Origin of the sequence: Streptomyces plumbidurans (assembly GCF_019857225.1) — a bacterium.
GTDB lineage: Bacteria > Actinomycetota > Actinomycetes > Streptomycetales > Streptomycetaceae > Streptomyces > Streptomyces plumbidurans.
The window spans coordinates 1-24,772 of the sequence record NZ_JAFJSY010000040.1; the positions used below are offsets into that span (position 1 = coordinate 1).

21 protein-coding genes are annotated in these 24,772 nt (G+C 70.7%); 6 read left to right on the forward strand and 15 right to left on the reverse strand.

The genetic code is table 11. The features are described 5' to 3' along the window. Positions 1-154 precede the first annotated feature (154 nt). Both JYK17_RS24410 and ureA read right to left on the reverse strand, forming a co-directional pair. Complete coding sequence (locus tag JYK17_RS24410; protein WP_108015479.1) at positions 155-1,864, reverse strand: urease subunit alpha; 1,710 nt, start codon at positions 1,862-1,864, stop codon at positions 155-157. Beyond that, complete coding sequence (ureA, locus tag JYK17_RS24415; RefSeq protein ID WP_222811177.1) at positions 1,861-2,565, reverse strand: urease subunit gamma; 705 nt, start codon at positions 2,563-2,565, stop codon at positions 1,861-1,863. The genes JYK17_RS24410 and ureA overlap by 4 nt, the downstream gene beginning before the upstream one ends. Positions 2,566-2,742: 177 nt before the next feature. On the opposite strand from ureA, the gene JYK17_RS24420 reads away from it, so the two are divergent. Further along, the gene (locus tag JYK17_RS24420; protein ID WP_222811178.1) at positions 2,743-4,218 is read left to right on the forward strand and encodes a cytosine permease; all 1,476 of its coding nucleotides are present in this window, start codon (positions 2,743-2,745) and stop codon (positions 4,216-4,218) included. 23 nt (positions 4,219-4,241) lie between these two features. Here the strand turns inward: JYK17_RS24420 and JYK17_RS24425 are convergent, their stop codons facing one another. The 5 genes from JYK17_RS24425 to JYK17_RS40660 all read right to left on the reverse strand — a co-directional run bounded on the left by JYK17_RS24425 (position 4,242) and on the right by JYK17_RS40660 (position 9,470). Then, positions 4,242-5,561 carry a KamA family radical SAM protein gene (locus JYK17_RS24425; RefSeq protein WP_108015481.1) on the reverse strand — a complete coding sequence of 440 codons (1,320 nt, stop codon included), beginning with the start codon at positions 5,559-5,561 and terminating at the stop codon, positions 4,242-4,244. A 32-nt stretch (positions 5,562-5,593) separates the two neighbouring features. Further along, positions 5,594-6,664, reverse strand: a complete 1,071-nt coding sequence (locus JYK17_RS24430) for a hypothetical protein (RefSeq protein WP_128801852.1) — start codon at positions 6,662-6,664, stop codon at positions 5,594-5,596. 136 nt (positions 6,665-6,800) lie between these two features. Then, a complete protein-coding gene (locus JYK17_RS24435) occupies positions 6,801-7,889 on the reverse strand; it encodes a branched-chain amino acid aminotransferase (RefSeq protein WP_108015483.1) in 1,089 nt (362 codons plus the stop codon). A gap of 250 nt (positions 7,890-8,139) precedes the next feature. Beyond that, positions 8,140-9,192 (reverse strand): 3-isopropylmalate dehydrogenase, encoded by a 1,053-nt coding sequence (locus tag JYK17_RS24440; protein ID WP_128801853.1) that lies wholly within the window; start codon positions 9,190-9,192, stop codon positions 8,140-8,142. A 149-nt stretch (positions 9,193-9,341) separates the two neighbouring features. After that, positions 9,342-9,470 (reverse strand): hypothetical protein, encoded by a 129-nt coding sequence (locus JYK17_RS40660; RefSeq protein WP_016432484.1) that lies wholly within the window; start codon positions 9,468-9,470, stop codon positions 9,342-9,344. Between the two features lie 293 nt (positions 9,471-9,763). Here JYK17_RS40660 and JYK17_RS24445 point away from each other — a divergent pair, with 293 nt between their 5' ends. Together JYK17_RS24445 and JYK17_RS24450 are read left to right on the forward strand one after the other, a co-directional pair. Continuing rightward, positions 9,764-9,961 (forward strand): hypothetical protein, encoded by a 198-nt coding sequence (locus JYK17_RS24445; protein ID WP_222811179.1) that lies wholly within the window; start codon positions 9,764-9,766, stop codon positions 9,959-9,961. Between the two features lie 18 nt (positions 9,962-9,979). After that, complete coding sequence (locus JYK17_RS24450; RefSeq protein ID WP_108015486.1) at positions 9,980-10,147, forward strand: zinc-binding dehydrogenase; 168 nt, start codon at positions 9,980-9,982, stop codon at positions 10,145-10,147. 63 nt (positions 10,148-10,210) lie between these two features. Here the strand turns inward: JYK17_RS24450 and pruA are convergent, their stop codons facing one another. Together pruA and JYK17_RS24460 are read right to left on the reverse strand one after the other, a co-directional pair. Next, positions 10,211-11,842 carry an L-glutamate gamma-semialdehyde dehydrogenase gene (pruA, locus tag JYK17_RS24455; RefSeq protein WP_108015487.1) on the reverse strand — a complete coding sequence of 544 codons (1,632 nt, stop codon included), beginning with the start codon at positions 11,840-11,842 and terminating at the stop codon, positions 10,211-10,213. Positions 11,843-11,902: 60 nt separating this feature from the next. After that, positions 11,903-12,829, reverse strand: a complete 927-nt coding sequence (locus JYK17_RS24460) for a proline dehydrogenase family protein (RefSeq protein WP_222811180.1) — start codon at positions 12,827-12,829, stop codon at positions 11,903-11,905. A gap of 128 nt (positions 12,830-12,957) precedes the next feature. On the opposite strand from JYK17_RS24460, the gene JYK17_RS24465 reads away from it, so the two are divergent. Further along, positions 12,958-14,160, forward strand: coding sequence for a PucR family transcriptional regulator (locus JYK17_RS24465; protein WP_181362646.1), 1,203 nt, complete (start codon positions 12,958-12,960; stop codon positions 14,158-14,160). Between the two features lie 27 nt (positions 14,161-14,187). Here the strand turns inward: JYK17_RS24465 and pdxR are convergent, their stop codons facing one another. Next, positions 14,188-15,600: a MocR-like pyridoxine biosynthesis transcription factor PdxR gene (gene pdxR, locus JYK17_RS24470; protein ID WP_222811181.1), complete on the reverse strand. Its 1,413-nt coding sequence runs from the start codon at positions 15,598-15,600 to the stop codon at positions 14,188-14,190. A gap of 47 nt (positions 15,601-15,647) precedes the next feature. Here pdxR and JYK17_RS24475 point away from each other — a divergent pair, with 47 nt between their 5' ends. Beyond that, positions 15,648-16,880 carry an MFS transporter gene (locus JYK17_RS24475; protein WP_222811182.1) on the forward strand — a complete coding sequence of 411 codons (1,233 nt, stop codon included), beginning with the start codon at positions 15,648-15,650 and terminating at the stop codon, positions 16,878-16,880. Here JYK17_RS24475 and JYK17_RS24480 read toward each other — a convergent pair. Next, the gene (locus JYK17_RS24480) at positions 16,867-17,439 is read right to left on the reverse strand and encodes a TetR/AcrR family transcriptional regulator (RefSeq protein ID WP_222811183.1); all 573 of its coding nucleotides are present in this window, start codon (positions 17,437-17,439) and stop codon (positions 16,867-16,869) included. The genes JYK17_RS24475 and JYK17_RS24480 overlap by 14 nt on opposite strands. 97 nt (positions 17,440-17,536) lie before the next feature. Here JYK17_RS24480 and JYK17_RS24485 point away from each other — a divergent pair, with 97 nt between their 5' ends. Further along, positions 17,537-19,054: an MFS transporter gene (locus JYK17_RS24485; protein WP_222811184.1), complete on the forward strand. Its 1,518-nt coding sequence runs from the start codon at positions 17,537-17,539 to the stop codon at positions 19,052-19,054. A 124-nt stretch (positions 19,055-19,178) separates the two neighbouring features. Here JYK17_RS24485 and serA read toward each other — a convergent pair whose 3' ends face one another. From serA to JYK17_RS24505, 4 genes are all read right to left on the reverse strand, one after another. Continuing rightward, positions 19,179-20,768, reverse strand: coding sequence for a phosphoglycerate dehydrogenase (serA, locus tag JYK17_RS24490; protein WP_108015493.1), 1,590 nt, complete (start codon positions 20,766-20,768; stop codon positions 19,179-19,181). Positions 20,769-21,020: 252 nt separating this feature from the next. Beyond that, positions 21,021-22,019 (reverse strand): ketol-acid reductoisomerase, encoded by a 999-nt coding sequence (gene ilvC, locus JYK17_RS24495; protein ID WP_108015494.1) that lies wholly within the window; start codon positions 22,017-22,019, stop codon positions 21,021-21,023. Positions 22,020-22,137: 118 nt separating this feature from the next. Continuing rightward, a complete protein-coding gene (gene ilvN / locus JYK17_RS24500) occupies positions 22,138-22,662 on the reverse strand; it encodes an acetolactate synthase small subunit (RefSeq protein WP_016432494.1) in 525 nt (174 codons plus the stop codon). Positions 22,663-22,692: 30 nt separating this feature from the next. Then, positions 22,693-24,537, reverse strand: coding sequence for an acetolactate synthase large subunit (locus JYK17_RS24505; protein WP_128801858.1), 1,845 nt, complete (start codon positions 24,535-24,537; stop codon positions 22,693-22,695). Positions 24,538-24,772 lie beyond the last annotated feature (235 nt).

Sequence of the window (24,772 nt, forward strand, 5' to 3'; positions counted from 1 at the left end):
AGAGGGTCGATCGGCAGAGGGTCAGTCGGCCGGGCGGGCAGCCGGCAGAGGGTCGATCGGCGGGGGCAGTCGGCAGGAAGTCAGTCGGCAGGAAGTCGGTCGGCAGAGGGTCGATCGGCCGGGGGCAGTCGGCAGGGGGTCGGTCGGCAGGGGGTCAGAGGAAGTACAGGCGGTTGAGGGAGACCGAGTCGGCGGGCTGCGAGCGGATCGGCTCGCCGTCGAGGGTGACCAGGCCCGTGCGCCCGTCGACGTCCACCGCTCCGGTACGGGAGTTGAGGCGCAGGTCGGCGGGGCCGATACCGCGGGTGCCGCGCACGGCGACCCTTCTTCTGCGCGTCGGCATGGTGTCGCCTCCCTGGTCGAGGGCGGCCTGCGCGACGAAGGCCACGGAGATCTCGGCGGGCGTGGCGCCGTGCGCGCCGAACTGCGGCCCGAGGACCAGGGGTTCGCAGGTGTCGGTGGCCGCGTTCGGGTCGCCGGTCACGCCGTAGGCCGGAAAGCCGGACTTGAGGACGAGCTGCGGCTTGGCGCCGAAGTACTCCGGCCGCCACAGCACGATGTCGGCCAGCTTCCCGGTCTCGATGGAGCCCACCTCGTGCGCGAGGCCGTGGGCGATGGCGGGGTTGACGGTCAGCTTGGCGATGTAGCGCAGGACGCGCTCGTTGTCGTGCTCGTCCGGGGCGCCGAACTCGGCCTTCATCTTCCCGGCCATGGCGAACGTACGGCGGACCGTCTCGCCGGCCCGCCCCATGCCCTGCGCGTCGGAGGAGGTGATGCCGATCGCGCCCAGGTCGTGCAGTACGTCCTCGGCGCCCATCGTTCCGGCGCGGATGCGGTCACGGGCCATGGCGGCGTCGCCGGGCAGGTCGGTCTTCAGGTCGTGGACGGAGACGATCATGCCGTAGTGCTCGGCGACCGCGTCCCGGCCGAAGGGCAGGGTGGGGTTGGTGGAGGAGCCGATGACGTTCGGCACGCCCGCCATCCTCAGGACGTTCGGGACGTGCCCGCCGCCGCAGCCCTCGATGTGGAAGGCGTGGATGGTGCGCCCCTCCAGCACCTTCAGGGTGTCCTCGACCGACAGGCACTCGTTCAACCCGTCGCTGTGCAGGGCGACTTGGACGTCGTACTCCTCGGCGACCCGCAGCGCCGTGTCCAGCGCCCGGCTGTGGGCGCCCATGTCCTCGTGCACCTTGAAGCCGCTCGCGCCGCCCTCGGCCAGCGCCTCGATCAGCGGGGCCTCGCCGGACGACGAACCCCGGCCCAAAAAGCCGATGTTGACCGGCCAGGCGTCGAAGGCGCCGAACGCGTGCCGCAGCGCCCAGGGCGAGTTGACGCCGACGCCCCACACCGGGCCGAACTCCTGCCCGATGATCGTCGTCACGCCGGAGGCGAGCGATGCCTCCATGATGCGCGGCGACAGCAGATGCACGTGGGTGTCGACAGCACCGGCGGTGGCGATCAGCCCCTCGCCGGACACGATCGACGTACCCGTGCCGACCACGACGTCGACCCCGCCGAGGGTGTCGGGGTTCCCGGCCCGTCCGATCGCGCAGATCCGCCCCTCACGGATGCCGATCGACACCTTCCGGATCCCCTGCACGGCGTCGATCACGACGACGTTGCTGATCACGACGTCGCAGGTGTCGCGGACGGCCGCCGCCTTGAGGTGCAGCCCGTCGCGGGCGGTCTTGCCGAAGCCGGCCAGGAACTCGTCCCCGTACGCCTGCGCGTCGGACTCGACCCGGACCGTCAGACCGGAGTCGCCCAGGCGGATGCGGTCGCCGGCCCGGGGCCCGTGCGTGGCCGCGTACTCGTGGGGGGTGAGGCGGCGGGCCTCGGCGGGGTGTCCTCCGGGACGGCTCATCGCCCGGCCTCCTTGTCGGGCGTGTGCGGTACGCCGAGATAGCCGCACGCGGCGGCGCGGCGCAGCGCCTCCTCGCGGGCGCCGGGCGCGTCCAGCGGTCCGTCGACGAGGCCGGCGAACCCGATGGCGACGCGGGCGCCGCCGATGGGCACGAGGCCGACCTCCGCGGACTCCCCCGGACCGAAGCGCACCGACGAACCGGCGGGCACCGCGAGCCTCATGCCGTAGGCGTCGGCGCGCGGGAAGTCGAGGCGCGGGTTGGCCTCGAAGAAGTGGAAGTGGGAGGTGACGGAGACGGGCACGGTGGCGGTGTTGGTGACCGTCAGCCGCAGTACCGGCTCGGGTTCGGCGTGCGGCAGTCCCGGCAACAGCGCCCCCGGCGCCTCGTCGCCGAGCCCGCCGCCGATCGGGTCGCTCACCACGGCGAGCCGTGAGCCGTCGTCGAAGACGGCCTCGACATGCACCTCGGTGACCACGTCCGCGACGCCGGGCAGCACGTCGGACGGACCGAGGACGGACCGGGCACGCTCGACGGCCTCGGCGAGCCGGGCGCCGTCGCGGGCGGCCTCGCAGACGGTGTCCGCGATGAGCGCGGTCGCCTCGGGGACGTTGAGCCGCAGCCCGCGGGCGCGGCGGGCACGGGCCAGCTCGGCGGCTCCGAAGAGCAGCAGCCGGTCACGTTCCGTGGGGGTCAGTCTCACGCAGCGACACCTCCTTGCCTTCCCTGACTTAGAACAACACTCTAAACAATAAATCCGCAAGCCCTCAGGCATTGACGCCTGATCCTCAAGGCGTCACATTGAACGTCGCTCTAACTTGCTCCGACTTGCTTCACCTTGCTCGAACCTGCCGAGGCGGCCGATCGAAGGAGACCAGCCATGCCGATGGAACAGCGCGGCGTCGACACCATCCCGGACGAGGAACGCACCAGCGGTCCACGCGATCTCGTGTCGATCCTGCTGGGTTCCAACCTCTGTCTGGGCGTGATCATCTTCGGCTGGCTGCCGCCGTCCTTCGGTCTCGACTGGTGGGGCTCGCTGAGCTCGATCGTCGTGGGCACGGTGGCCGGTACGGCGCTGACGGCGCCGCTGGCCCTGATCTCCCTGCGCACGGCGACCAACCTGTCCACCTCCTCCGGCGCGCAGTTCGGTGTCCGCGGCCGGCTGGTCGGCTCGGTCGTCGGCCTGCTGCTGGCCCTCGGCTACACCGCGCTGACCGTGTGGATCGGCGGGGACGTGATGGTCGGCGCACTGGGCCGCCTCGTCGGCCTGCCGGCCGACGGCCTCTCCTACGGCGTCGTCTACGGACTGCTCGCGGCGGCGACGGTCGCGGGCGCGGTGTACGGCTATCGCGTACTGCTCGCCATGTCCCGCGTCCTGGCGATCGGCATGACGGCCCTGCTGGTGCTCGGAATCGTCGCGTACGCCCCGCACTTCACGGCTGCGGCGCTGCCCGGAGCGGGCGGCTATCTGCTGGGCGGCTTCTGGCCGACGTGGTTTTTGGCCACGGTGGCGGCGGGGCTGTCGGGACCCATCGCCTTCATCACCCTGCTCGGCGACTACACCCGCTACATCTCCCCGGCCCGCCACTCCTCTCGCCGCGTCCTGCACGCGACCTGGCTCGGTCTGATCCTCGGCCTGCTGGTGCCCCAACTCTTCGGCACCTTCACGGCGTTCGCGGCCCGCGCGTCGGCGGACTACGCGGGCCCGCTGGTCTCGGCGTCCCCCACCTGGTACCTGATCCCGCTGCTCCTGTCGGCCTCCGCAGGGTCGGTCGGCAACGCGGGCCTGATGCTCTACTCCATGGGCCTCGACCTGGACGCCATCCTGCCCCGCGCCTCCCGCGCCCGCGCCACCTACACGGTCGCCGTCGTCGCCACGGTCTGCGTCTTCACCGGCCACTACTACTCCAGCACCCAGGACGCCATGACGTCCTTCGTCCTCCTCCTCACCGCGATCGGCACCCCCTGGGCCGTCATCACCCTCATCGGCTTCGCCCGCTGCCGAGGCGTGTACGACGCGGACGCCCTCCAGGTCTTCAACCGCCGCTCACGGGGCGGCGTTTACTGGTACCGCGCGGGCTGGAACATCCCGGCGACGGTGTCGTGGGCAGTGGGCGCGGCGATCGGCCTGCTCGCGGTGTCCCTGCCGTCGTACGAGGGCCCGCTGCTGTCACTGACGGGCGGGGTGGACTGCAGCTTCGTGCTGTCGGGGCTGGCGGGCGGCGCGACGTACCTGTTGCTGCACCCCCGGGCGCATCCTCAGCCGGGTCCGGCCCTCTCAGCCCGTCCGGCGCTTGAGGACGAGGCCGTTCAGGCCGAAGCGGGGGGCCTGGGGGGCGCAGCCCCCCAGTAGGGCCACCCCCGACACCCCCCGGCTCACCCCGGCTCCAGCCCCGGCAGGAACTCCGCCGAGCCGAACGCCGGCTTCAGATCCGTGAACCACGTGGCCCCTTCGTCGTACGCCGCGAAGAACGGCCGGTCGACGAGGCCGGGATCACGGGCCTGGATCAGATGCAGCACGAAGACCTTCTCACCGGCCACCTCCGCGACACCGTCCACGCACACCTTGCCCGGCATCGCGGACATCACCGGTCCCCGGACGGTGCGGGCAAGGCCCGAAACACGGGAGTAGGCGTCACGGAAGATCTGGTGGCCCCGGAACAGCGGGACCCCGAAGTACCCCTGCGGCCCGGTGTCCCGCTCCACGAACTGGTAGTACGGGACTGCCCCCAGCGTGGTCGTCACGTCCCACAGCTCGGCCCACGCCTCGGCGCTGTCGTTGATGCCGGCCACCAGCGGACCCTGGCAGCGGATCACGGCCCCGGAGTCGCGGACCCGGCGCATGGCCTCCCGCACGACTGGCGGCCGCAGCTCCTGCGGATGCGTGAAGTGGGCCATCAGCGCGAGATGGCGGCCGCTCGCCACGACCTGCTCGAACAGCCGCAGCAGGTCGTCGGCGTCGCGGTCGGTCGTGAAGCGGTACGGCCAGAAGGCGAGCGACTTGGTGCCGATGCGGATGGAGCGCACGGTGTCGATCTTCAACAGCGGCTCCACGTAACGCCGTAGTACCTCCGTGCTCATCACCAGCGGGTCGCCGCCCGTGATCAAGGTGCTGGTGACCTCGGGGTGGGCGCGCAGATAGGCGGACGTGGTCGCGATGTCGTCGGTGGCGATGCGCAGTTCGGACTCGCCGACGAACTGCGGCCAGCGGAAGCAGTAGGTGCAGTAGGCGTGGCAGGTCTGGCCCTGGCGCGGGAAGATCAGCACCGTTTCCGGGTACTTGTGCTGGAGCCCGGTGAGCCGCTGCCCTTCGTGCACGGGGACGTTGGCGTCGAGCTGGCCGGAGGGGTGCGGATTGAGCCTCATCCGGATCTCGTGCGCGGCGCGCTGGATCTCGGCGCGCGGCGCCTCCCGGACCAGCAGGTCGGCCATCTGCCGCAGATCGGGCGCGGGCAACATGCCGGTCTGCGGGAAGGTCAGCCGGAAGATCGGGTCCTCGGGGACCGCCGCCCAGTCGATCAGCTCGTCGACGACGTAGGAGTTCGTACGGAACGGCAGCACCGACGAGACGGCCCGCAGGGCGAGCCGCTCGGTGTCGGGCAGGGAGACGCGCTGCAGCAGACCGTCCAGGTCACGGGGCGTGAAAGCGCGAAAACGCGGGCTCGCGTGATGAGCGAGGTGGAGCGCTGAACTCATGTGTGGCAAGGCCTCTATTCCGTGACCAGGACCTATTCCGTGACCGGGACCTGCGGCCGCAACTCGACGAAGGCGGCCGCCGACGCATCGTACTTCTCTGCGAAGTTCTGCCTCAGCACCTCGTGCAGCTCGCTCTCGTCGTCGACGACGATCAGCTCGTGGGCGTCCTGCACATGCAAGGCATCGCTGTACGCGGAGAGTTGGTCGAGGCGATGGCGCGCCATGTACGACACGAGGTCGTGTCCGGCGACGTACAGGCAGTCGTCGACGTGGACGAAGCGACAGCTGAACTCGCGGCGGCCGTCGGTCGCGTCGACCAGCGTGACCGGCAGATGGGTGAACCGGTCCATGGGCTTGCTCTGCTGCCACAGCTCGTCGAACCTCTGCTCGACGAAGGCGCCGAGCGGAGAGCGTACGGCGACTTCGAGCTGGACTCCCTCGCCGGAGAGCCGGCCGACCGTGAGGAAGGAGACGAGGGAGCGCTCGTCCCAGCGGTAGAGCGTCACACCCGGTGAGGTCGAACAGAGCCGGACCTCCAGGAACTGGCTGGAGTTGTCGTCGAGGCGGCGCGCGAACTGGCTGAGTGTCCGCAGGTTGCGCAGGATGTCGCGGCGGATGTCGTCGCTCTGCTCGCCGAGTTCACGGCCGCGCAGGATGGCGGCGAGGGAGTCGGGGTCGAGGAGCAGGATCTGCACCCGGGCACCGTGCGCGGTGGCGGCCTTGACGCCGCGGAAGAGGCGGTCGGAGTACTGCGGGCCGAACAGGTTGGAGAAGGTGTCGAGCACCTTCACGTTCGAGGTCGACCCGTAGACCTGGGCGCTGAACCACTCGTAGTCGAGCCGGGTGTGTTCGCGGACCCGGCCCTCCTGGGCGCGGGAGATGAGCGGGCCGATCACGAACACGGTGATGACGACGCCGACGAGATCGGTGCCCAGGTTGAGGGTGAGGTTCTCGCCGTAGTTCTCCATGCGCGCGGCGAACCACAGCAGCATCCCGGCGCACCCCGCCAGCAGGGCGAGCACCGTGAGGCTCTGGGGGCGGCGTGGGGTGCGTAACGCACGGATCAGCCAGCGCGGCCTCGACGTAGGCGTCCGCCCGTTCACCCGTACTCCCTCCCCCGGCCGGATCCGCGCACGGGGCAGCGCGCTCCCCCGCGGAATCAGTGGATACCCGCCTGGGGGAGGCACTACTCGTCGAACGAACTACCGGCCGTGGCGCGGAGGTTGGAGAGGGTTGGGCTCAGCCGAGCGGGTGCATCCACCCGTGGTCGTCCTTCGCCGTGCCGCGCTGGATGTTCAGCAGGGCCTCGCGGAGGGTGACCGTGACCTTGCCGGGCTCGCCGCCCGACTGCTGCCATTCGGCGTTCGCGCGCTTGACCGTGCCGACCGGGGTGATGACGGCGGCGGTGCCGCAGGCGAAGACCTCGGTGAGGGTGCCGTTCTCGGCGTCGCGCTGCCACTGGTCGATGGAGACGCGGCCCTCCTCGGACTCGTAGCCGAGGTCGCGGGCGACGGTGAGGAGGCTGTCGCGGGTGACGCCCTCCAGGATGGAACCGGTGAGGGTGGGCGTGATGATCTTGTCGCCGTAGACGAAGTACAGGTTCATGCCGCCGAGTTCCTCGACCCACTTGTGCTCGACCGCGTCGAGGTAGCAGACCTGGTCGCAGCCCTTGGCGGCGGCCTCGGCCTGGGCGAGCAGGGAGGCGGCGTAGTTGCCGCCGGTCTTGGCGTCGCCCATGCCGCCGGGGACGGCGCGCACACGGTCCTCGGAGAGCCAGATGGAGACCGGCCTGACACCGCCCGGGAAGTAGGCACCGGCCGGGGAGGCGATGACCAGGAAGAGGTACTCGCCCGCGGGCCTGACCCCGAGGCCGACCTCGGTCGCGATCATGAACGGGCGCAGATAGAGCGACTCCTCGCCGCCGTGCGCGGGCACCCAGTCCTTGTCCTGCTGGACCAGCACGTCGCAGGCCTCGATGAACGTCTCGACCGGCAGCTCGGGCATGCCGAGCCGGTGCGCCGAGCGCTGGAAGCGGCGGGCGTTCATCTCGGGACGGAAGGTGGCGACCGTGCCGTCGGGCTGGCGGTAGGCCTTGAGGCCCTCGAAGATCTCCTGCGCGTAGTGCAGGACCATCGTGGCGGGGTCGATGGAGAGCGGGGCGTACGGGACGAGCTGACCGTCGTGCCAGCCGCGGCCCTCCGTCCACTTGATCGTCACCATGTGGTCGGTGAAGTGGCGGCCGAACCCGGGGTTCTCCAGGATCGCCGCGCGCTCGGCGGCGGCGAGCGGGCTGGCGGAGGGCTTGAGCTCGATCGTGGGCGTCGTCATGAGTGGTTGTCCTTCACCGGTTGTGTGTGACGGGCCGCGCTCACGCCGTACTGACCGTGACCAGTAGTAGGACGTCCGAGCATTGCCTCATTCCGCGGCTCCGCGTTCGATTATCGCAAGGCGGAGCACGTGGACGAAACGGCGTGAAATGCGGCCCAGGGGATGATGGTGGCACCCGGCGGGGACAGAGCGAAAGCCGCCGGGTGCGGATGCGACCCGGCGGCTTCGAAAGGTTTCGAGTGAGCCCGGGTCAGCCGGCTACTCGTACGGCCAGCGCGTCGCCGATCTCCGACGTGCTGCGGGCGGGCTTGCCGGTGCGCTCGGCGAGGTCGGCGGAGACCGCCTCGTCGATCCGGGCGGCCTCGGCCTCGTGGCCGAGGTGGCGCAGGAGCAGGGCGACGGACAGGACCGTGGCGGTGGGGTCGGCCTTGCCCTGGCCGGCGATGTCCGGGGCCGAGCCATGGACCGGCTCGAACATCGACGGGAACTCGCGGCTCGGGTTGATGTTGCCGGAGGCCGCGACGCCGATGCCGCCGGAGACGGCCGCGGCGAGGTCGGTGATGATGTCGCCGAAGAGGTTGTCGGTGACGATCACGTCGAACCGCTCGGGCTGGGTGACCAGGTAGATGGTCGCCGCGTCCACGTGCATGTACTCGGTGGTGACGTCGGGGAACTCCGCGGCCACCCTGTTGAAGACGTTCGTCCACAGGTGACCCGCGAAGGCCAGCACGTTGTTCTTGTGGATCAGCGCGAGCTTCTTGCGCGGGCGGGCCTGGGCGCGAGCGAAGGCGTCGCGGACGACGCGCTCGACCCCGAAGGCCGTGTTGACGGAGACCTCGGTGGCGACCTCGTGCTCGGTGCCCTTGCGGATGGTGCCGCCGTTGCCGGTGTACGGGCCCTCGGTGCCCTCGCGGACCACGACGAAGTCGATGCTCGGCTCACCGGCGAGCGGGGTGGCCACGCCCGGGAGCAGCTTCGACGGACGCAGGTTGACGTGGTGGTCGAAGGCGAAGCGCAGCTTGAGCAGGAAGCCGCGCTCCAGCACGCCGGACGGGACCGACGGGTCGCCGATCGCGCCGAGCAGGATCGCGTCGTGCCGCTTGAGCGCGTCGAGGTCGGCGTCGGTGAGGGTCTCACCGGTGGCGTGGTAGCGCCGGGCGCCGAAGTCGTACTCCTTGGTCTCCAGCTTCACATCCTGCGGGAGGACGGCGGAGAGGACCTTCAGGCCTTCGGCCACGACCTCCTGGCCGATGCCGTCACCCGGGATCACTGCGAGATCGATGCTGCGAGAACTTGCCGACATGGAGGGGACCCTACTCCTCGTCCCATGGGATGACACGCCATGTCCGCGATACGGACATCAGCCCGGCCCCTAGCAAGTCCTCGCCGCACCTCGTGGATCGCGGATGGCTACCTCGCAATCGCGGATCGCGGATCGCGGATCGCTGGTGCTCAGTGGCCCGTGGAGCCGCCGTTGTCCCTGCGGTCCAGGGCGCGCTGGAGGGCCGCGGCGGCGTTCTTGCGGTCGGACTCGCTCGTACGGGAGAGGTGACGGCGGCGGCGGGCGGTCGTCTCGGCCATGGGAAATCGACTCCTTCGACATCCGGGAGTGCGGAAAAAGGGGTTACGAGACGCCGGGTGGTGGCGGGGAGCGGTGCCGCAGGGGTTGCCTGCACGGGGCCCGGCTCACGACCGCCATTCGCTTGGTCGAGCGAGACGTTCGGCTTCTACAAAAGTAAGGGAGCGGCCCCGGTCTGTCTCCACAATTACTCGGACTTCCTACTATCTGAGACGGCGAATTGGGCCACCCCACGCTGACCTGGACTTTTGCGGGTGGCCCTGCCGGGGGGTTACGCGGCTGATGACCCAGCGCCGTGGTGCAGCCCGCCAAGGCGGAGGGCGCGTACGTCGTGGCGACCGTCCGCGCGGACCGTCAGGGCGTCCTGCGCAACCTGGGCGCCGACGAGCCGGTCGACAACGCGGCCGGCGCCTTCACCGGGGCCGTGCACGACATCGACGCCGCCCTCGATCCGATCGGCGGGGATACGGCCCGCGCACCCCGCGCACCCTGAGCACCCTCGGCGACCCGGGTGAGGCCCTCCGGGGAGCGCCTCGCCAAGCTCGCCGCGCTGCCGGCGGACGGCCGCATCCGTGTCCATGTCGAGGCGGCGCTGCCGTTCGCCGACGCGGCCAAGGCCCATGAGAGGGGCGAGGCGGGTCGGGCGAAGGGCAGGCTCGTGTCGGTCCTGCCGGGCTGAGCCCGCCGGGGTATGCGAACGGGCCGGATCGGGGGATCCGGCCCGTTCGTGTGTTCGCGGAGGTCAGCCCATGTGCGGGTACGCGTAGTCCGTCGGCGGGACCAGGGTCTCCTTGATGGCGCGGGTCAGCGTCCAGCGCAGCAGGTTCTGCGGGGCGCCGGCCTTGTCGTTGGTGCCGGAGGCACGGCCGCCGCCGAAGGGCTGCTGGCCGACGACGGCGCCGGTGGACTTGTCGTTGATGTAGAAGTTGCCGGCCGCGTAGCGCAGCTTCTCCATCGTGTAGGCCGCCGCCGCGCGGTCGCCCGCGATGACCGAGCCCGTCAGCGCGTAGTCGGAGACCGACTCCATCTGGGTCAGCATCTCCTCGTACCGGTCGTCCTCGTAGACGTGCACGGCGAGGAACGGGCCGAAGTACTCGGTGCGGAAGACCTCGTTGTCGGGGTCGTCGCACTCGACGACGGTCGGGCGGACGAACCAGCCGACCGAGTCGTCGTAGGAGCCGCCCGCGACGATCGTGCAGGACGGGTCGGACTTGGCGCGGTCGATCGCTGCCTTGTTCTTGGCGAAGGCGCGCTCGTCGATCACGGCGCCGAGGAAGTTCGACAGGTCGGTGACGTCACCCATGGTCAGGTGGTCGACCTCGGCCGCGAACTCCTCCTTGAAGCCGGAGTTCCAGATGGACGCCGGGATGTAGGCGCGGGAGGTCGCGCTGCACTTCTGGCCCTGGTACTCGAAGGCGCCGCGGGTCAGGGCGGTCTTGAGGACCGCGCGGTCGGCGCTCGGGTGCGCGACCAGGAAGTCCTTGCCGCCGGTCTCGCCGACCAGGCGCGGGTAGGTGCGGTACTTCTCGATGTTGTTGCCGACCGTCTTCCACAGGTACTGGAAGGTCTTGGTCGAGCCCGTGAAGTGGATGCCCGCGAGGTCGCGGTGCTCCAGCGCCACCTTGGAGACCTCGATGCCGTCACCCGTGACGAGGTTGATGACGCCCTTGGGCAGGCCCGCCTCCTCCAGGAGCTGCATCAGCAGGACGGCCGCGTGCGTCTGGGTCGGGGACGGCTTCCAGACGACCACGTTGCCCATCAGGGCGGGGGCGGTCGGCAGGTTGGCCGCGATCGCGCTGAAGTTGAAGGGGGTGATCGCGTAGACGAAGCCCTCCAGCGGGCGGTGGTCCATGCGGTTCCACACGCCCGGGGAGTTGGCCGGGGGCTGCTCGGCCAGGATGCCGCGGGCGTAGTGGACGTTGAACCGCCAGAAGTCGATCAGCTCGCACGGGCTGTCGATCTCGGCCTGCTGGGCGGTCTTGGACTGGCCGAGCATGGTGGACGCGGCGATGGTCTCGCGCCACGGGCCGGACAGCAGCTCGGCGGCGCGCAGGATGATCGCGGCGCGGTCGTCGAAGGACATCGCGCGCCAGGCGGGCGCGGCGGCGAGGGCCGCGTCGATGGCGTCCCGCGCGTCCTGCTGGGTGGCGTGCCGGCCGGTGCCGATGACGGACTTGTGGTTGTGCGGCTGGACCACCTGGAAGGGTTCGCCGCCGCCGAGGCGCTTCTCGCCGCCGATGGTCATCGGCAGGTCGACCGGGTTCTCGGCCAGCTCCTTGAGCTTGGCCTCCAGCCGGGCGCGCTCGGGCGAGCCGGGGGCGTAGCCGTGCACCGGCTCGTTGACGGGGGTGGGGACCTGGGTCACAGCGTCCATGGGATCCGTAACTCCTTGTACGTGAGCGGGTGTTGAGGCTTGAGGGGGGCCTGTCGGGCTTCAGCCCTTGCTGATCATGCTGCGGAGGAAGAAGCGCAGGTTGGCGGGCTTCTCCGCCAGGCGTCGCATGAAGTAGCCGTACCAGTCGGTGCCGTAGGCGGTGTAGACGCGCATGCGGTGGCCCTCGGCGGCCAGGCGCAGGTGCTCGTCGCCGCGGATGCCGTAGAGCATCTGGAACTCGTACTCGTCGGGCTTGCGTCCGGCGCGGTGGGCGAGTTCCTGGGCGATGGAGATCAGGCGCGGGTCGTGGGAGCCGACCATCGGGTACCCCTCGCCGTCCATCAGGATCTTCAGGATGCGGACGTACGCCTTGTCGATCTCGTGCTTGTTCTGGTGAGCGACCTCGGCGGGCTCCTTGTACGCGCCCTTCACCAGCCGCACCCGGCTGCCGGCCGCGGCGAGCCGGCGGGCGTCGGCCTCGGTGCGGAAGAGGTAGGCCTGGATGACGCAGCCGGTCTGCGGGAAGTCCTTCCGCAGCTCCTCGTGGATGGCGAACATCGAGTCGAGGGTGGTGTGGTCCTCGGCGTCGAGCGTGACCGTCGTACCGATGGCGGCGGCCGCCACGACGACCTGGCGGACGTTGGCGAGGGCCAGGTCGTGGCCGCCGTCCAGCGCCTGGCCGAACATGGACAGCTTCACGGACATCTCGACCTGCTCCCCCAGGTCCAGCACCGCCAGCCGGTCGATGAGCGCCAGGTAGGCGTCGCGGGCGGCGTGGGACTGCTCGGGGGTGGTGATGTCCTCGCCGACGACGTCCATCGTCAGCTCCAGGTCCTTGCCCGTGAGGTCCTTGATGATCGGCACGATGTCGTCGACGGCCTCACCGGGGATGAAGCGGTCGACGACCTGCTTGGTCACCGGGGCCGCCGAGATCAGGCGTCGCATCCGGTCGCTGCGCGACGCGGCAAGAATCACGGGACCCAGCACGGGGCACCTCCACAAACCAGCAGATAGAACCACCGTGAAACCTAAGGATCCCCCCGATCGTCGGCCATCGACAGCTGTCACGCATCCGTGCCGCAGATCTCAGACAGATGTATGAGGCGCCTGCGGAAATGCGGGAGAATGCCCCTGTGACGGCGGACTACAAAGGCGACTACCAGGAACTGGTCGACGAGATCTCGGAACTCCTCGGGGCTCCCGCGACCCTGGAGAGCCGGGACTTCGAGCTGATCGCCTTCGGTGCCTACGACAGCGAGGGCGACCTCGACGCCTCGGCCCTGGACCCGGTGCGCACCCGCTCGATCCTCACCCGGCGCTCCACCTCCGCCGTCCGCACCTGGTTCGAGGGCTTCGGCATCACCCGGGCGACGGGCCCGGTCCGTATCCCGCGCACGCCCGAGGCGGGCGTGTACCGGGGACGCATCTGCCTTCCGGTACGCCATCGGGGGGTCGTCCTCGGCTACGTCTGGCTGCTGGAGTCCGAGCCGGGCCCGACCGAGCGGCAGCTGACCGCGGCCATGGACGTGACGGTCCGCATCGGCGCGCTGCTCGCGGACGAGGCCCAGCACGGCGCCGATCTCACCCGGGAGCTGCGCGCCGTGCTCACCGCCGAGCGCGGCTGGCAGCAGGACATGGCGGTGGCGGAGCTGCGCACCGCGCTGGGCCCGCGCGCGGACGCCCTGCACACCGTGGTCTGCGTGGCCCCCTGGCCGTCCGCCGACCCGGACGACGCCCCCTCGGTCCGTACGGTGCCGGGCGCGACGGCGCTGTGCACGGTGCCGTGGGGTGCGGCCTCCCAGTCCCTCGCCCTGCTGGTCCGGCTGCGCTCGGCGGACGTGCTGACCCCGGCGGTCACGGCGGCGGGACGGCTGCTGGAGCGGGCGCGGCAGCTGGACCGCGGCGCCACCGCGGCCTCCGGCGTCGCCCCCGCGCGCACCGGTCTCGCGGAACTGGCGACGGCCTGGCGCGAGGCCCTGGCGGCCGCGCGGGCCGCGCTCGCGGAACCCCGGCTCGGCCCGGTCGCGGAGTGGACGCGCATCGGCCCGTTCCGGCTGCTGACCGCACTGCCGCCGGAGGTGGCCCACGATCCGGCGGTCGACCTGCTCCTCTCCCCCGCCCACCGCGAACTCGCCCGCACCGCCGAGATCTACCTCGACTGCGCGGGCCAGGCCACGCGCACCGCCGCCGAACTGGGCATCCACCGCCAGACCCTCTACTACCGCCTCTCCCGCGTGGAACAACTGACCGGCCTCGACCTGGACGACGGCGAGGACCGGCTGCTGCTGCACATGGCGTTGAAGGGGGCGCGGCTGTGACTGGGGTTCACCACCCCGCGGCTGTGACTAGGGTTCACCACCCAGCAGATCGGCGACCGCCGCGATCCCTTCGCTGATCGCACGCTCCGTCACATTGCCGAAGCCCAGGACCAGTTGGGGCGGGAGCGCGGACTTGGAGGTGCGGCAGTCGCTCATGCCGTAGAGGCCGACTCCCCGCGCGCGGGCCTGCGCCACGACCGTCGCCTCGTCCGTGCCGTCGGGCAGATGCGCCACCGCGTGGAACCCCGCCGCCAGCCCCGACAGCCGTACCGCCGGGGCGTGTTGGGCGAGGGCCGTGACGAGGGCGGTGCGGCGGGCCGCGTAGGTCGCGCGCATGCGGCGCAGGTGGCGGTCGTAGCGGCCGGACTCGACGAGGCGGGCGAGGGCGAGCTGGTCGAGGGCCGGTGAGCCGCGGTCGGCGATGCGTTTGAGGTCGGTGAGCGGCTCGACGAGGGCGGGTGGGCAGAGCAGCCAGCCCAGGCGGAGTGCGGGGGCGAGGGACTTGCTGACCGTGCCGACGGAGACGACGCGGTCGGCCGCCAACCCCTGGAGGGAGCCCACCGGTTCGCGGTCGTAGCGGAACTCGGCGTCGTAGTCGTCCTCGATGACGTACGCGTCGCGCCCGGCCGCCCATGCGATCAGTTCGTGGCGGCGATCGGGTGCCAGCACGACGCCCGTGGGCCACTGGTGGGCGGGCGTGACGATCACCGCGCGGGCCCCGGTGGCGTCCAACGCCCGTACGTCGACGCCCGATTCGTCGACCGGCACCGGGACGGCCGTCAGGCCCGCCGCCTCCGCGGCGGCACGCGCGGTGTCCGGGCCGCCCGGATCCTCGTACGCCACGATCCGTGTCCCGCGGTGCGCGAGGGCCCGCAGGGTGAGGCTCAGGCCCTGCGCGTAACCGGAGCAGACGACGGTCAGGGCGGGGTCGGCGGCGGCGCCGCGCACCCGCCGCAGATATCCGGCCACCACCTCGCGCAGCGCCCGACTCCCGCGCGGATCGCCGTAGTCGAGCTCCGCGGTCGGCAGGGTGCGGGCCGCTTCCCTGGTCGCCCACAGCCAGTCGGGGACCGGGAAGGAGGCCAGGTCAGGAACGCCGTGCCGGAAGTCGGCGATCAGGCGGGGCCGTGTCTCGGGCCGGGGTGCCGCGGCGGGCGGTGCCGGCTGTGCGCAGTCCGCCACGCGCGTGGCGGAGCCGACGCGGGTGACCAGGTAGCCCTCGGCCTGCAGCTGGGCGTAGCAGTCCTGGACGAGGCCGCGGGACAGGCCCAGGATGCGGGCCAGTTCGCGGGAGGAGGGGAGGCGTTCGCCGGCCTGCAGGCGGCCCGAGCGGATCGCGTCGCGCAGTTGTCGCTCCAGCTGCGCGCACAGCCGGTCCCCGCTGTCCCGGTCGACCGTCAGGAGCAGCGCGGGTGACAAACCGGCCCACTGCACTGGCATGGAATTGGAGCTTAGCGGGGAGCCGGTAGGTCCCTAACGTCTTCGGTATGACGACTTCGGCCCCGTGCCCTCCCCAGGTGATCGTTCCGGCTCCGCCGCTGCTGACCCGGCCGCTGCTGCTGCGCTTCGTGAGCATGATCGGCGCGAGCGTCAGCTTCTTCCTGCTGCTGTCGGTGGTGCCCGCCTACGCGGCCGGGGCGGGCGGCCGAGGCGGCGCGGGCCTCGCGACCGGCTCGCTGATGCTGGCCACGGTCCTCGGCGAGCTGGTCACCCCGCGTGTGGTCGCCCGCTTCGGCTACCGGGCGACGCTGATGGCCGGGCTCTTCCTGCTCGGTGCCCCGGCCGTGGTGCTGACGGTCTCCCAGGGCGTGGCGTGGATCGTGGCGGTGTGCCTGGTGCGCGGTCTGGGCTTCGCGCTCACGATCGTCGCGGGCGGCGCGCTGACCGCGTCCCTGATCCCGGCGGAGCGCCGGGGCGAGGGCCTGGCGATCGTGGGCGTCGTCTCGGGGGTGCCGTCGCTGGTCACGCTGCCGCTGGGGCTCTGGCTGGCCGGGCAGATCGGGTACGGGCCGGTGGCCGTGATCGGCGGCGCGGCGGCGCTGGCCGCGATCGTCTCGGTCCTGGGACTGCCGGACCGCGCGGCGAAGCCGGAGAGCGGGGCACGGGCGACGGAGCCGGTGGGCGTGCTGCGCGGGCTGCGCACCGGGGCCCTGCTCCGCCCGGTGATCGTGTTCGCCACCACCGCGACGGCGGCCGGCATCCTGGTCACGTTCCTGCCGCTGGCCGTCCCGCGGGCCTCCGCCGGGATCGTCACCGTGGCGCTGTTCGTGCAGCCCGCCGCCTCCACCGTCTTCCGCTGGATCGCGGGCCGCCACGGCGACCGGCACGGCAGCGCCCGGCTGGTCCTGCCCGGCCTGCTGCTGTCGGCGACGGGCGTACTGGTCACCGCCGCGACGGGCAGCGCGGCCGCCGTCGTCGCGGGCGCCGCCCTGTTCGGCGCCGGCTTCGGCATCACCCAGAACGCCACCCTGGCCCTGATGTACGCCCGGGTCTCCGCCTCCTCCTACGGCACGGTCAGCGCCCTGTGGAACCTCGCCTACGACGGCGGCATGGGCGTCGGCGCCGCGGGCTTCGGCGTCCTCGCGGGGCTGAGCGGCTACCCGTGGGCGTTCGCGGTGACGGCGGTGCTGATGCTCGGCGCGTCGGCGGTGGTCCTGCGCGACGTCCGGGCCGACCACCGGGCCGGCCGCCGGGGGGCCGGCCGGGTCAGTTCTCCGTGAGCCCCTCGACGATCTGCCGCAGGCCCTCGGTGAGGGTTTCCGCGTCGGGCGCGGTCTTCGGGTCGAAGGTCCACTGCGAGATGAGCCCCGACATCAGAGTCATGTAGAAGCGGCCCAGGGTGTCGGCGGTCTCGTCGGAGATCTCCTCCTCCGGCACGGACGTCATCAGCGACACCAGGCCCCGGCCGCCCTCGCGCTGCGCACGCGACAACTGGTCGCGCACCTCGGGCAGTTGGTCGCCCATGGTCACGATCTCCATGCTCAGCCGCCACAGCGACCCCGGCCTGCGCATCGAGTCGACGATGTTCGACCACACCGCGCGGAAGCGCTCCAGCGAACCGGGGGCACCACCGACCCCGGCCTCCCCCTCGAACGACATCTCCTCCACCAGCGCGAGGTAGGCCTGCGCCAGCAGTGCGTCCTTCGACCCGTAGTGGTAGCCGATCGACGCGAGGTTGGTCCCCGACTCCTTGACGACGTCCCGCGCGGTCGTACGCAGGAACCCCTTCTCCAGCAGGCAGCGCTTGGCGCCTTCGAGCAGATCCTCACGGTGTCCCATGTCCGCCACCCTACCGCCGATCCATACAACCGTCCTAGACGAGCGATTTATACAAGCGTACTAGACAACCGTTTAAGACGCTCGTACAGTCCCTGTCATGACGAACTCACCGAGCACCACCACCTCCCCGCCCGGCCTCGCCGGCCGCCGCGAATGGACCGCGCTGGGCGTCCTGATGCTCCCGCTGCTGCTGGTCTCGATGGACGTCTCCGTCCTGTACTTCGCCATCCCGGCGATCAGCGCGGACCTGGAGCCGAGCGGCACCCAGCAGCTGTGGATCTTCGACATCTACGCCTTCGTCCTGGCCGGCCTGCTGATGACCATGGGCTCCCTGGGCGACCGCATCGGCCGCCGCAAACTCCTGCTGATCGGCGCCGCGGCCTTCGGCGCCGCCTCGCTCGTCGCGGCCTACGCGAACAGCGCCGAGACCCTGATAGCGGCCCGCGCGGTGCTCGGCATCGGCGGCGCGACCCTGATGCCGTCGACCATGGCGCTGGTCCGCGCGATGTTCACCGACCCCGGCCAGCGCGCGAAGGCGATCGGCATGTGGTCCGGCGTGATGACCGCCGGCATCGCGCTCGGCTCGGTGATGAGCGGCGTCCTGGTCCAGTACTTCTGGTGGGGCTCGGTCTTTTTGGTCAACCTGCCCGCCATGGCCGTACTGCTGGTCCTCGGCCCGTTCTTGCTGCCGGAGTCGCGCGACCCCGAGCCCGGCCGTTTCGACTGGCCGAGCGTCCCGCTGTCGATGGCCGCCGTGCTCCCCGTCATCTACGGCCTCAAGGAGATCCCGTCCGAGGGCTGGCACGCCCACTACGTCGTCTCGATCACCGTCGGCCTGCTCTTCGCGGCCCTCTTCGTCCACCGCCAGCGCACCGTGGCCTCACCCCTGATCGACCCGGCCCTCTTCCGCGGCCGAGGCTTCGCCCCCTCCGTGGTCCTCAACCTGGTCGCCTCGTTCGGCATGATGGGCTCGGCCTACTTCACCACCCAGTACCTGCAGTCGGTGCTCGGCAAGAGCGCGATGGAGGCGGCCCTGTGGGCGCTGCTCCCCTCGGTGCCGATCGGCATGGCGGCCCCGCTGGCCACCTCACTGGTCCAGAAGGGCGTGAACCGCGCCCACGTCGTCACCGCCGGCTTCGCCATCGCCGCGGGCGGCTACGCGATGCTGGCGTTCGCGGACACCGACTCGCTCTGGCTGGTCCTGGCCGCGTGCGGCGTCCTCGCCTCCGGCATCGTCATGGTCATCTCGCAGATCACCGACCTCGCCCTCAGCAGCGCCCCGGTGGAGCGGGCGGGCTCGGCGTCCTCCCTGATGGAGACCGGCGCGGAGTTCGGCGGCGCCCTGGGCATGGCGATCCTCGGTTCCATCGGCACCGCGATCTACCGCCACGCCATCCCGGCCTCGGCACCGGACGCGGCCCACGAGACCCTCGGCGGCGCCCTGGCGATCGCGGACCGGCTCCCGGGGCGCACGGGAGACGCCCTGGCCACCGCCGCCCGCGAGGCCTTCACCAACGGCATGCAGGGCGCGGCGATCGCCGGAGCCGTACTCCTCGCGGCGGCGGCACTGCTGGCGGCGCGGGCGCTGCGGGGGATTCACGTGATCGACAAGTGACGGGCACATAAAAAGCGCCGGACGGGCAATTTCAGCCCGTCCGGCGTTTGAGGACGAGGCCCCTCAAGGGACGAAAGCGGGAGCCTGGGGGCGGCAGCCCCCAGACAGCACCCCCAACGCCCCGTCAGACCAGGTTCACGGACCGGGCGAACGTGGCCCCGATCTCCTCGGCAACCTCCGCCAGAACCCCGGCAGCAACGGTGTCGTCAACGGTCAGCACGGCCAGCGCCTCCCCGCCCACCGCGGAGCGGGCGACCTGCATACCGGCGATGTTGATGCCCGCCTCGCCGAAGACACGGCCGACCGTGCCGACGACGCCGGGACGGTCCTCGTAGCGCAGCACCACCATGTGCTCGGTGAGCGCGAGGTCGACGTCGTACTCCCCGACGGCGACGATCTTCTGCAGATGCTTCGGACCCGCCAGCGTGCCGGAGACCGAGACCTCCTGGCCGTCGGTGAGCGTGCCGCGGACGGTGACGACGTTGCGGTGGTCGGTCGCCTCGGAGCTGGTGGTCAGCCGCACCTCGACGCCGCGCTCCTGCGCGAACAGCGGGGCGTTGACGTACGACACCGTCTCGTCGACGACGTCCTCGAAGACACCCTTGAGGGCGGACAGCTCCAGCACCTTCACGTCGTGCTGGGTGATCTCGCCGTACACCTCGACGTCGAGGCGGACCGCGACCTCGCCCGCGAGCGCGGTGAAGATGCGGCCGAGACGCTCGGCGAGCGGCAGGCCCGGCTTGACGTCCTCGGCGATGACACCGCCCTGCACGTTCACCGCGTCGGGCACCAGCTCACCGGCGAGGGCGAGGCGCACCGAGCGGGCGACGGCGATGCCTGCCTTCTCCTGCGCCTCGTCCGTGGAGGCGCCCAGGTGCGGGGTGGAGACGACCTGGTCGAACTCGAACAGCGGCGAGTCCGTGCACGGCTCCTTCGCGTACACGTCCAGGCCGGCGCCCGCGACGCGGCCCTCCTTCAGCGCGGAGTACAGCGCCTCCTCGTCGACGATCCCGCCGCGCGCGGCGTTGACGATGCGCACGCTCGGCTTGACCTTGCGCAGCGCCTCCTCGCCGATCAGACCGAGGGTCTCGGGGGTCTTGGGCAGGTGGACGGTGATGAAGTCGGAGACCTCGAGCAGCTCGTCCAGCGACAGCACCTTCACGCCCATCTGCGCGGCGCGCGCGGGCTGGATGTAGGGGTCGTAGGCGACGACCTTCATGCCGAAGGCAGACATGCGCTGGGCGACGAGCGCGCCGATGCGGCCGAGACCCACCACACCGAGGGTCTTCTCGGCGAGCTCCACGCCCGTGTACTTGCTGCGCTTCCACTCGCCGTTCTTCAGCGCGGCGTTGGCCTGCGGGATGTGGCGGGCGGTGGCGATGAGCAGACCACAGGCGAGCTCGGCGGCGGTCACGATGTTGGAGGTCGGGGCGTTGACGACCATCACGCCGGCCTTGGTGGAGGCGGAGACGTCGACGTTGTCCAGGCCGACGCCGGCTCGCGCGACGACCTTCAGCTTCTTCGCGGCGGCGATCGCCTCGGCGTCGACCTTGGTGGCCGAGCGGATCAGGATGGCGTCGACGTCGGCGATGGCGGGGAGCAGTTCGGCTCGGTCCGCTCCGTTGCAGTGGCGGATCTCGAAGTCGGGGCCGAGCGCGTCCACGGTGGCGGGCGACAGCTCTTCGGCGATGAGTACGACGGGTTTCGAGCTCACGTGAGTCCTCACAAGTCCATTGCGGACGGCCGTCCCGACGGCCGCAGGCGGTGGAGGGGTGTCGCGGCCCTGGGGGCCGCTTGAGCCGCGTGGAAGACGCACGACGCTGTGGGCCTGACGCGTATGTAATACGGCAGTGTAGTGGCGCGGCGGTTCTCGTCCTGCGCCTCCGCGGAAGGATCACCCGTCCGTGATGCGACGGGCTGGACAAAGGGGCCGGAGCAGTCCGCTCCGGCCCCGTCCGTCGGAGACCTACGCCTCCTCGTTCACCCAGCTCATCAGCTTGCGCAGCTGCTTGCCGGTGGTCTCCAGCAGGTGCTCGGAGTCCTGCTTCTTGTACTCGTTGTACTTCTTCAGACCGCCGTGGTACTCGTCCATCCAGTTCTTGGCGAAGGAGCCGTCCTGGATCTCGGCGAGGATCTGCTTCATCTCCACCTTGGTCGCGTCCGTGATGATCCGCGGACCGGAGACGTAGTCACCCCACTCGGCGGTCTCCGAGATCGACCAGCGCATCTTCTCCAGGCCGCCCTCGTACATGAGGTCCACGATCAGCTTCAGCTCGTGCAGGCACTCGAAGTACGCGATCTCCGGCTGGTAGCCGGCCTCGGTCAGCGTCTCGAAGCCCGCCTTCACCAGCGCCGCGGTACCACCGCACAGCACCGCCTGCTCACCGAACAGGTCGGTCTCGGTCTCCTCGGTGAACGTCGTCTTGATGACGCCGGCCCGGGTGCCGCCGATGCCCTTGGCGTACGACAGCGCCAGCGCGAAGCCGCTTCCGGTCGCGTCCTGCTCGACGGCCACGATGCACGGAACGCCGCGGCCCTCCTCGTACTGGCGGCGCACCAGGTGGCCCGGGCCCTTGGGGGCGACCATGCAGACGTCCACGCCGGCCGGGGGCTTGATGAAGCCGTAGCGGATGTTCAGGCCGTGGCCGAAGAACAGCGCGTCGCCGTCCTTCAGGTTCGGGGCGATGTGCTCCTCGTAGACCTGGGCCTGGATCGGGTCCGGGACCAGGATCATGATGACGTCGGCCTCGGCGGCGGCCTCGGCGGGCGTCACCACGCGCAGGCCCTGCTCCTCGGCCTTGGCCTTGGACTTGGAGCCCTCGTGCAGACCGACACGCACGTCGACACCCGAGTCACGGAGCGACAGCGCGTGGGCGTGGCCCTGGCTGCCGTAACCGATGACCGCGACCTTGCGGCCCTGGATGATGGAAAGGTCGGCGTCGGCGTCGTAGAACAGCTCGGCCACTTTGGGTTCTCTCCTTGTGTGCGGGTGTTGCGTCCCACCGTATGACGGTGGGCGTAAGGGAAGTCTCAGGGTCTCGGTATCCGGGCGGCCGGAGTCGGCCGGCCGCCCGTTTGCGCCGTTATGCCGACCGGTCGAGGGCGCGCAGCGAGCGGTCCGTGATCGAACGGGCGCCGCGGCCGATGGCGATCGTGCCGGACTGGACGAGCTCCTTGATGCCGTACGGCTCCAGCATCTTGAGCATGGCGGACAGCTTCTCGCTGCTGCCGGTGGCCTCGATCGTCACGGCCTCCGGGGAGACGTCCACGGTCTTGGCGCGGAACAGCTGGACGATCTCGACGATCTGGGAGCGCGTCTCGTTGTCGGCGCGCACCTTCACCAGAACGAGTTCGCGCTGAACGGCCTGGCCGGGCTCCAGCTCGACGATCTTCAGGACGTTGACCAGCTTGTTGAGCTGCTTGGTCACCTGCTCCAGCGGGAGGTCCTCGACGCCCACCACGATGGTGATGCGGGAGATGTCGGGGTGCTCGGTGACGCCGACCGCGAGCGAGTCGATGTTGAAGCCGCGGCGGGAGAAGAGGGCGGCGATCCTCGCCAGGATGCCCGGGGTGTTCTCCACCAGGACGGAGAGCGTGTGCTTGGACATGGTCTTTTACGTCTCTCTCTTGCGTCGCGCTCAGTCGTCTTCGTTGTCGCCGAAGTCGGGGCGGACGTCCCGAGCGGCCATGATCGTGTCGTTCGAGGTGCCGGCGGCGACCATCGGCCAGACCATCGCGTCCTCGTGGACGATGAAGTCGACGACGACGGGGCGGTCGTTGATGGAGTTGGCCTCTTCGATGACCTTGTCGAGGTCCTCGGGGGACTCGCAGCGGATCGCGTAGCAGCCCATGGCCTCCGACAGCTTCACGAAGTCGGGGACGCGGGTGCCCCTGGCCTCCGGGTTGACGTCGTCGGGCCCGGAGTGCAGGACGGTGTTGGAGTAGCGCTGGTTGTAGAAGAGGGTCTGCCACTGGCGGACCATCCCGAGGGCGCCGTTGTTGATGACGGCGACCTTGATCGGGATGTTGTTCAGGGCGCAGGTGGTCAGCTCCTGATTGGTCATCTGGAAGCAGCCGTCGCCGTCGATCGCCCAGACGGTCCGGTCCGGGGCCCCGGCCTTGGCGCCCATGGCGGCGGGGACCGCGTAGCCCATGGTTCCGGCGCCGCCCGAGTTCAGCCAGGTGGCCGGCTTCTCGTACTGGATGTAGTGCGCGGCCCACATCTGGTGCTGGCCGACGCCCGCCGCGAAGATCGTGCCCTGCGGGGCGAGTTGGCCGATGCGCTCGATGACCTGCTGCGGGGAGAGCGAGCCGTCGTCCGGCTGGTCGTAGCCGAGCGGGTAGGTGTCGCGCCACCGGGAGAGGTCCTTCCACCAGGCGCTGTAGTCGCCCTGGTGACCCTCGGCGTGCTCCCTCTGCACCGCCTGCACCAGGTCGGCGATGACCTCACGCGCATCGCCGACGATCGGCACGTCCGCGGCACGGTTCTTGCCGATCTCGGCCGGGTCGATGTCCGCGTGGACGATCTTGGCGAAGGGGGCGAAGCTGTCCAGGTTGCCGGTGACGCGGTCGTCGAAGCGGGCGCCGAGGGCGACGATCAGGTCGGCCTTCTGCAGCGCGGTGACGGCGGTGACCGCACCGTGCATGCCCGGCATTCCCACGTGCAGCGGGTGGCTGTCGGGGAATGCGCCGAGCGCCATCAGGGTGGTGGTGACGGGCGCTCCGGTGAGTTCGGCGAGGACCTTCAGCTCGGCGGTGGCACCGGCCTTGATCACGCCGCCGCCGACGTACAGGACCGGCCGCTTGGCGGCGGTGATCAGCTTCGCGGCCTCGCGGATCTGCTTCGCGTGCGGCTTGGTGACGGGCCGGTAGCCGGGCAGGTCCATGGCCGGCGGCCAGGAGAAGGTGGTCTTCGCCTGGAGGATGTCCTTGGGGATGTCGACCAGGACCGGTCCCGGGCGGCCGGTCGAGGCGATGTGGAACGCCTGCGCGATCGCCCGCGGGATGTCCTCCGCCTTGGTGACCAGGAAGCTGTGCTTGGTGATCGGCATGGTGATGCCGACGATGTCCGCCTCCTGGAAGGCGTCCGTGCCGATCGCCTTGGAGACGACCTGACCGGTGATCGCCACGAGCGGCACCGAGTCCATCATCGCGTCGGCGATCGGCGTCACCAGGTTGGTGGCACCGGGGCCGCTGGTCGCCATGCAGACGCCGACCCTGCCGGTGGCCTGCGCGTAACCGGTGGCCGCATGTCCGGCGCCCTGCTCGTGGCGGACCAGCACGTGGCGCACCCGCGTGGAGTCCATCATCGGGTCGTACGCGGGAAGGATGGTGCCGCCGGGAATGCCGAACACCGTGTCGGCCCCGACCTCCTCGAGAGAGCGGATGAGGGACTGCGCACCCGTGACGTGCTCGGGGGCGGACTGCTGTCCTCCGGATCGGGGCCGCGGCTGCGGATGGGTCCCGGTGGCCTGCTCGGTCATCGTCATTCTCTTCTCGATGCTGAGGGTTTTTGCGAGCTTTGTACGGGGTTCAGATGCTGCGCGGGCAGTGCCTGTGCAACAAAAAACCCCTCGTGCCGTAAGGCAAGCGAGGGGAGCGCGCCGGGTGTGGTCGCTGGGAGTTCCGGGTTCGTCCGGACATCACCAGCTCAGCCGACGCGCTTTCCAAGTACGAGAATTCGGGTGCGCATGGCACTGACCCTCCCCCCGGCACGCA

Excerpts from the sequence above, each read along its gene's own strand:
- JYK17_RS24410 (WP_108015479.1), bottom strand. The coding sequence starts at position 1,864 with ATGAGCCGTCCCGGAGGACACCCCGCCGAGGCCCGCCGCCTCACCCCC.
- JYK17_RS24480 (WP_222811183.1), bottom strand. The coding sequence starts at position 17,439 with ATGGGACACCGTGAGGATCTGCTCGAAGGCGCCAAGCGCTGCCTGCTG.
- JYK17_RS24465 (WP_181362646.1), top strand. The coding sequence starts at position 12,958 with ATGCGGGAGAATGCCCCTGTGACGGCGGACTACAAAGGCGACTACCAG.
- JYK17_RS24435 (WP_108015483.1), bottom strand. The coding sequence starts at position 7,889 with ATGACGACGCCCACGATCGAGCTCAAGCCCTCCGCCAGCCCGCTCGCC.
- JYK17_RS24505 (WP_128801858.1), bottom strand. The coding sequence starts at position 24,537 with ATGACCGAGCAGGCCACCGGGACCCATCCGCAGCCGCGGCCCCGATCC.
- JYK17_RS24475 (WP_222811182.1), top strand. The coding sequence starts at position 15,648 with ATGACGACTTCGGCCCCGTGCCCTCCCCAGGTGATCGTTCCGGCTCCG.
- JYK17_RS40660 (WP_016432484.1), bottom strand. The coding sequence starts at position 9,470 with ATGGCCGAGACGACCGCCCGCCGCCGCCGTCACCTCTCCCGTACGAGC.
- pruA (WP_108015487.1), bottom strand. The coding sequence starts at position 11,842 with ATGGACGCTGTGACCCAGGTCCCCACCCCCGTCAACGAGCCGGTGCAC.
- JYK17_RS24420 (WP_222811178.1), top strand. The coding sequence starts at position 2,743 with ATGCCGATGGAACAGCGCGGCGTCGACACCATCCCGGACGAGGAACGC.
- JYK17_RS24440 (WP_128801853.1), bottom strand. The coding sequence starts at position 9,192 with ATGTCGGCAAGTTCTCGCAGCATCGATCTCGCAGTGATCCCGGGTGAC.
- ilvN (WP_016432494.1), bottom strand. The coding sequence starts at position 22,662 with ATGTCCAAGCACACGCTCTCCGTCCTGGTGGAGAACACCCCGGGCATC.
- JYK17_RS24425 (WP_108015481.1), bottom strand. The coding sequence starts at position 5,561 with ATGAGTTCAGCGCTCCACCTCGCTCATCACGCGAGCCCGCGTTTTCGC.
- pdxR (WP_222811181.1), bottom strand. The coding sequence starts at position 15,600 with ATGCCAGTGCAGTGGGCCGGTTTGTCACCCGCGCTGCTCCTGACGGTC.
- JYK17_RS24485 (WP_222811184.1), top strand. The coding sequence starts at position 17,537 with ATGACGAACTCACCGAGCACCACCACCTCCCCGCCCGGCCTCGCCGGC.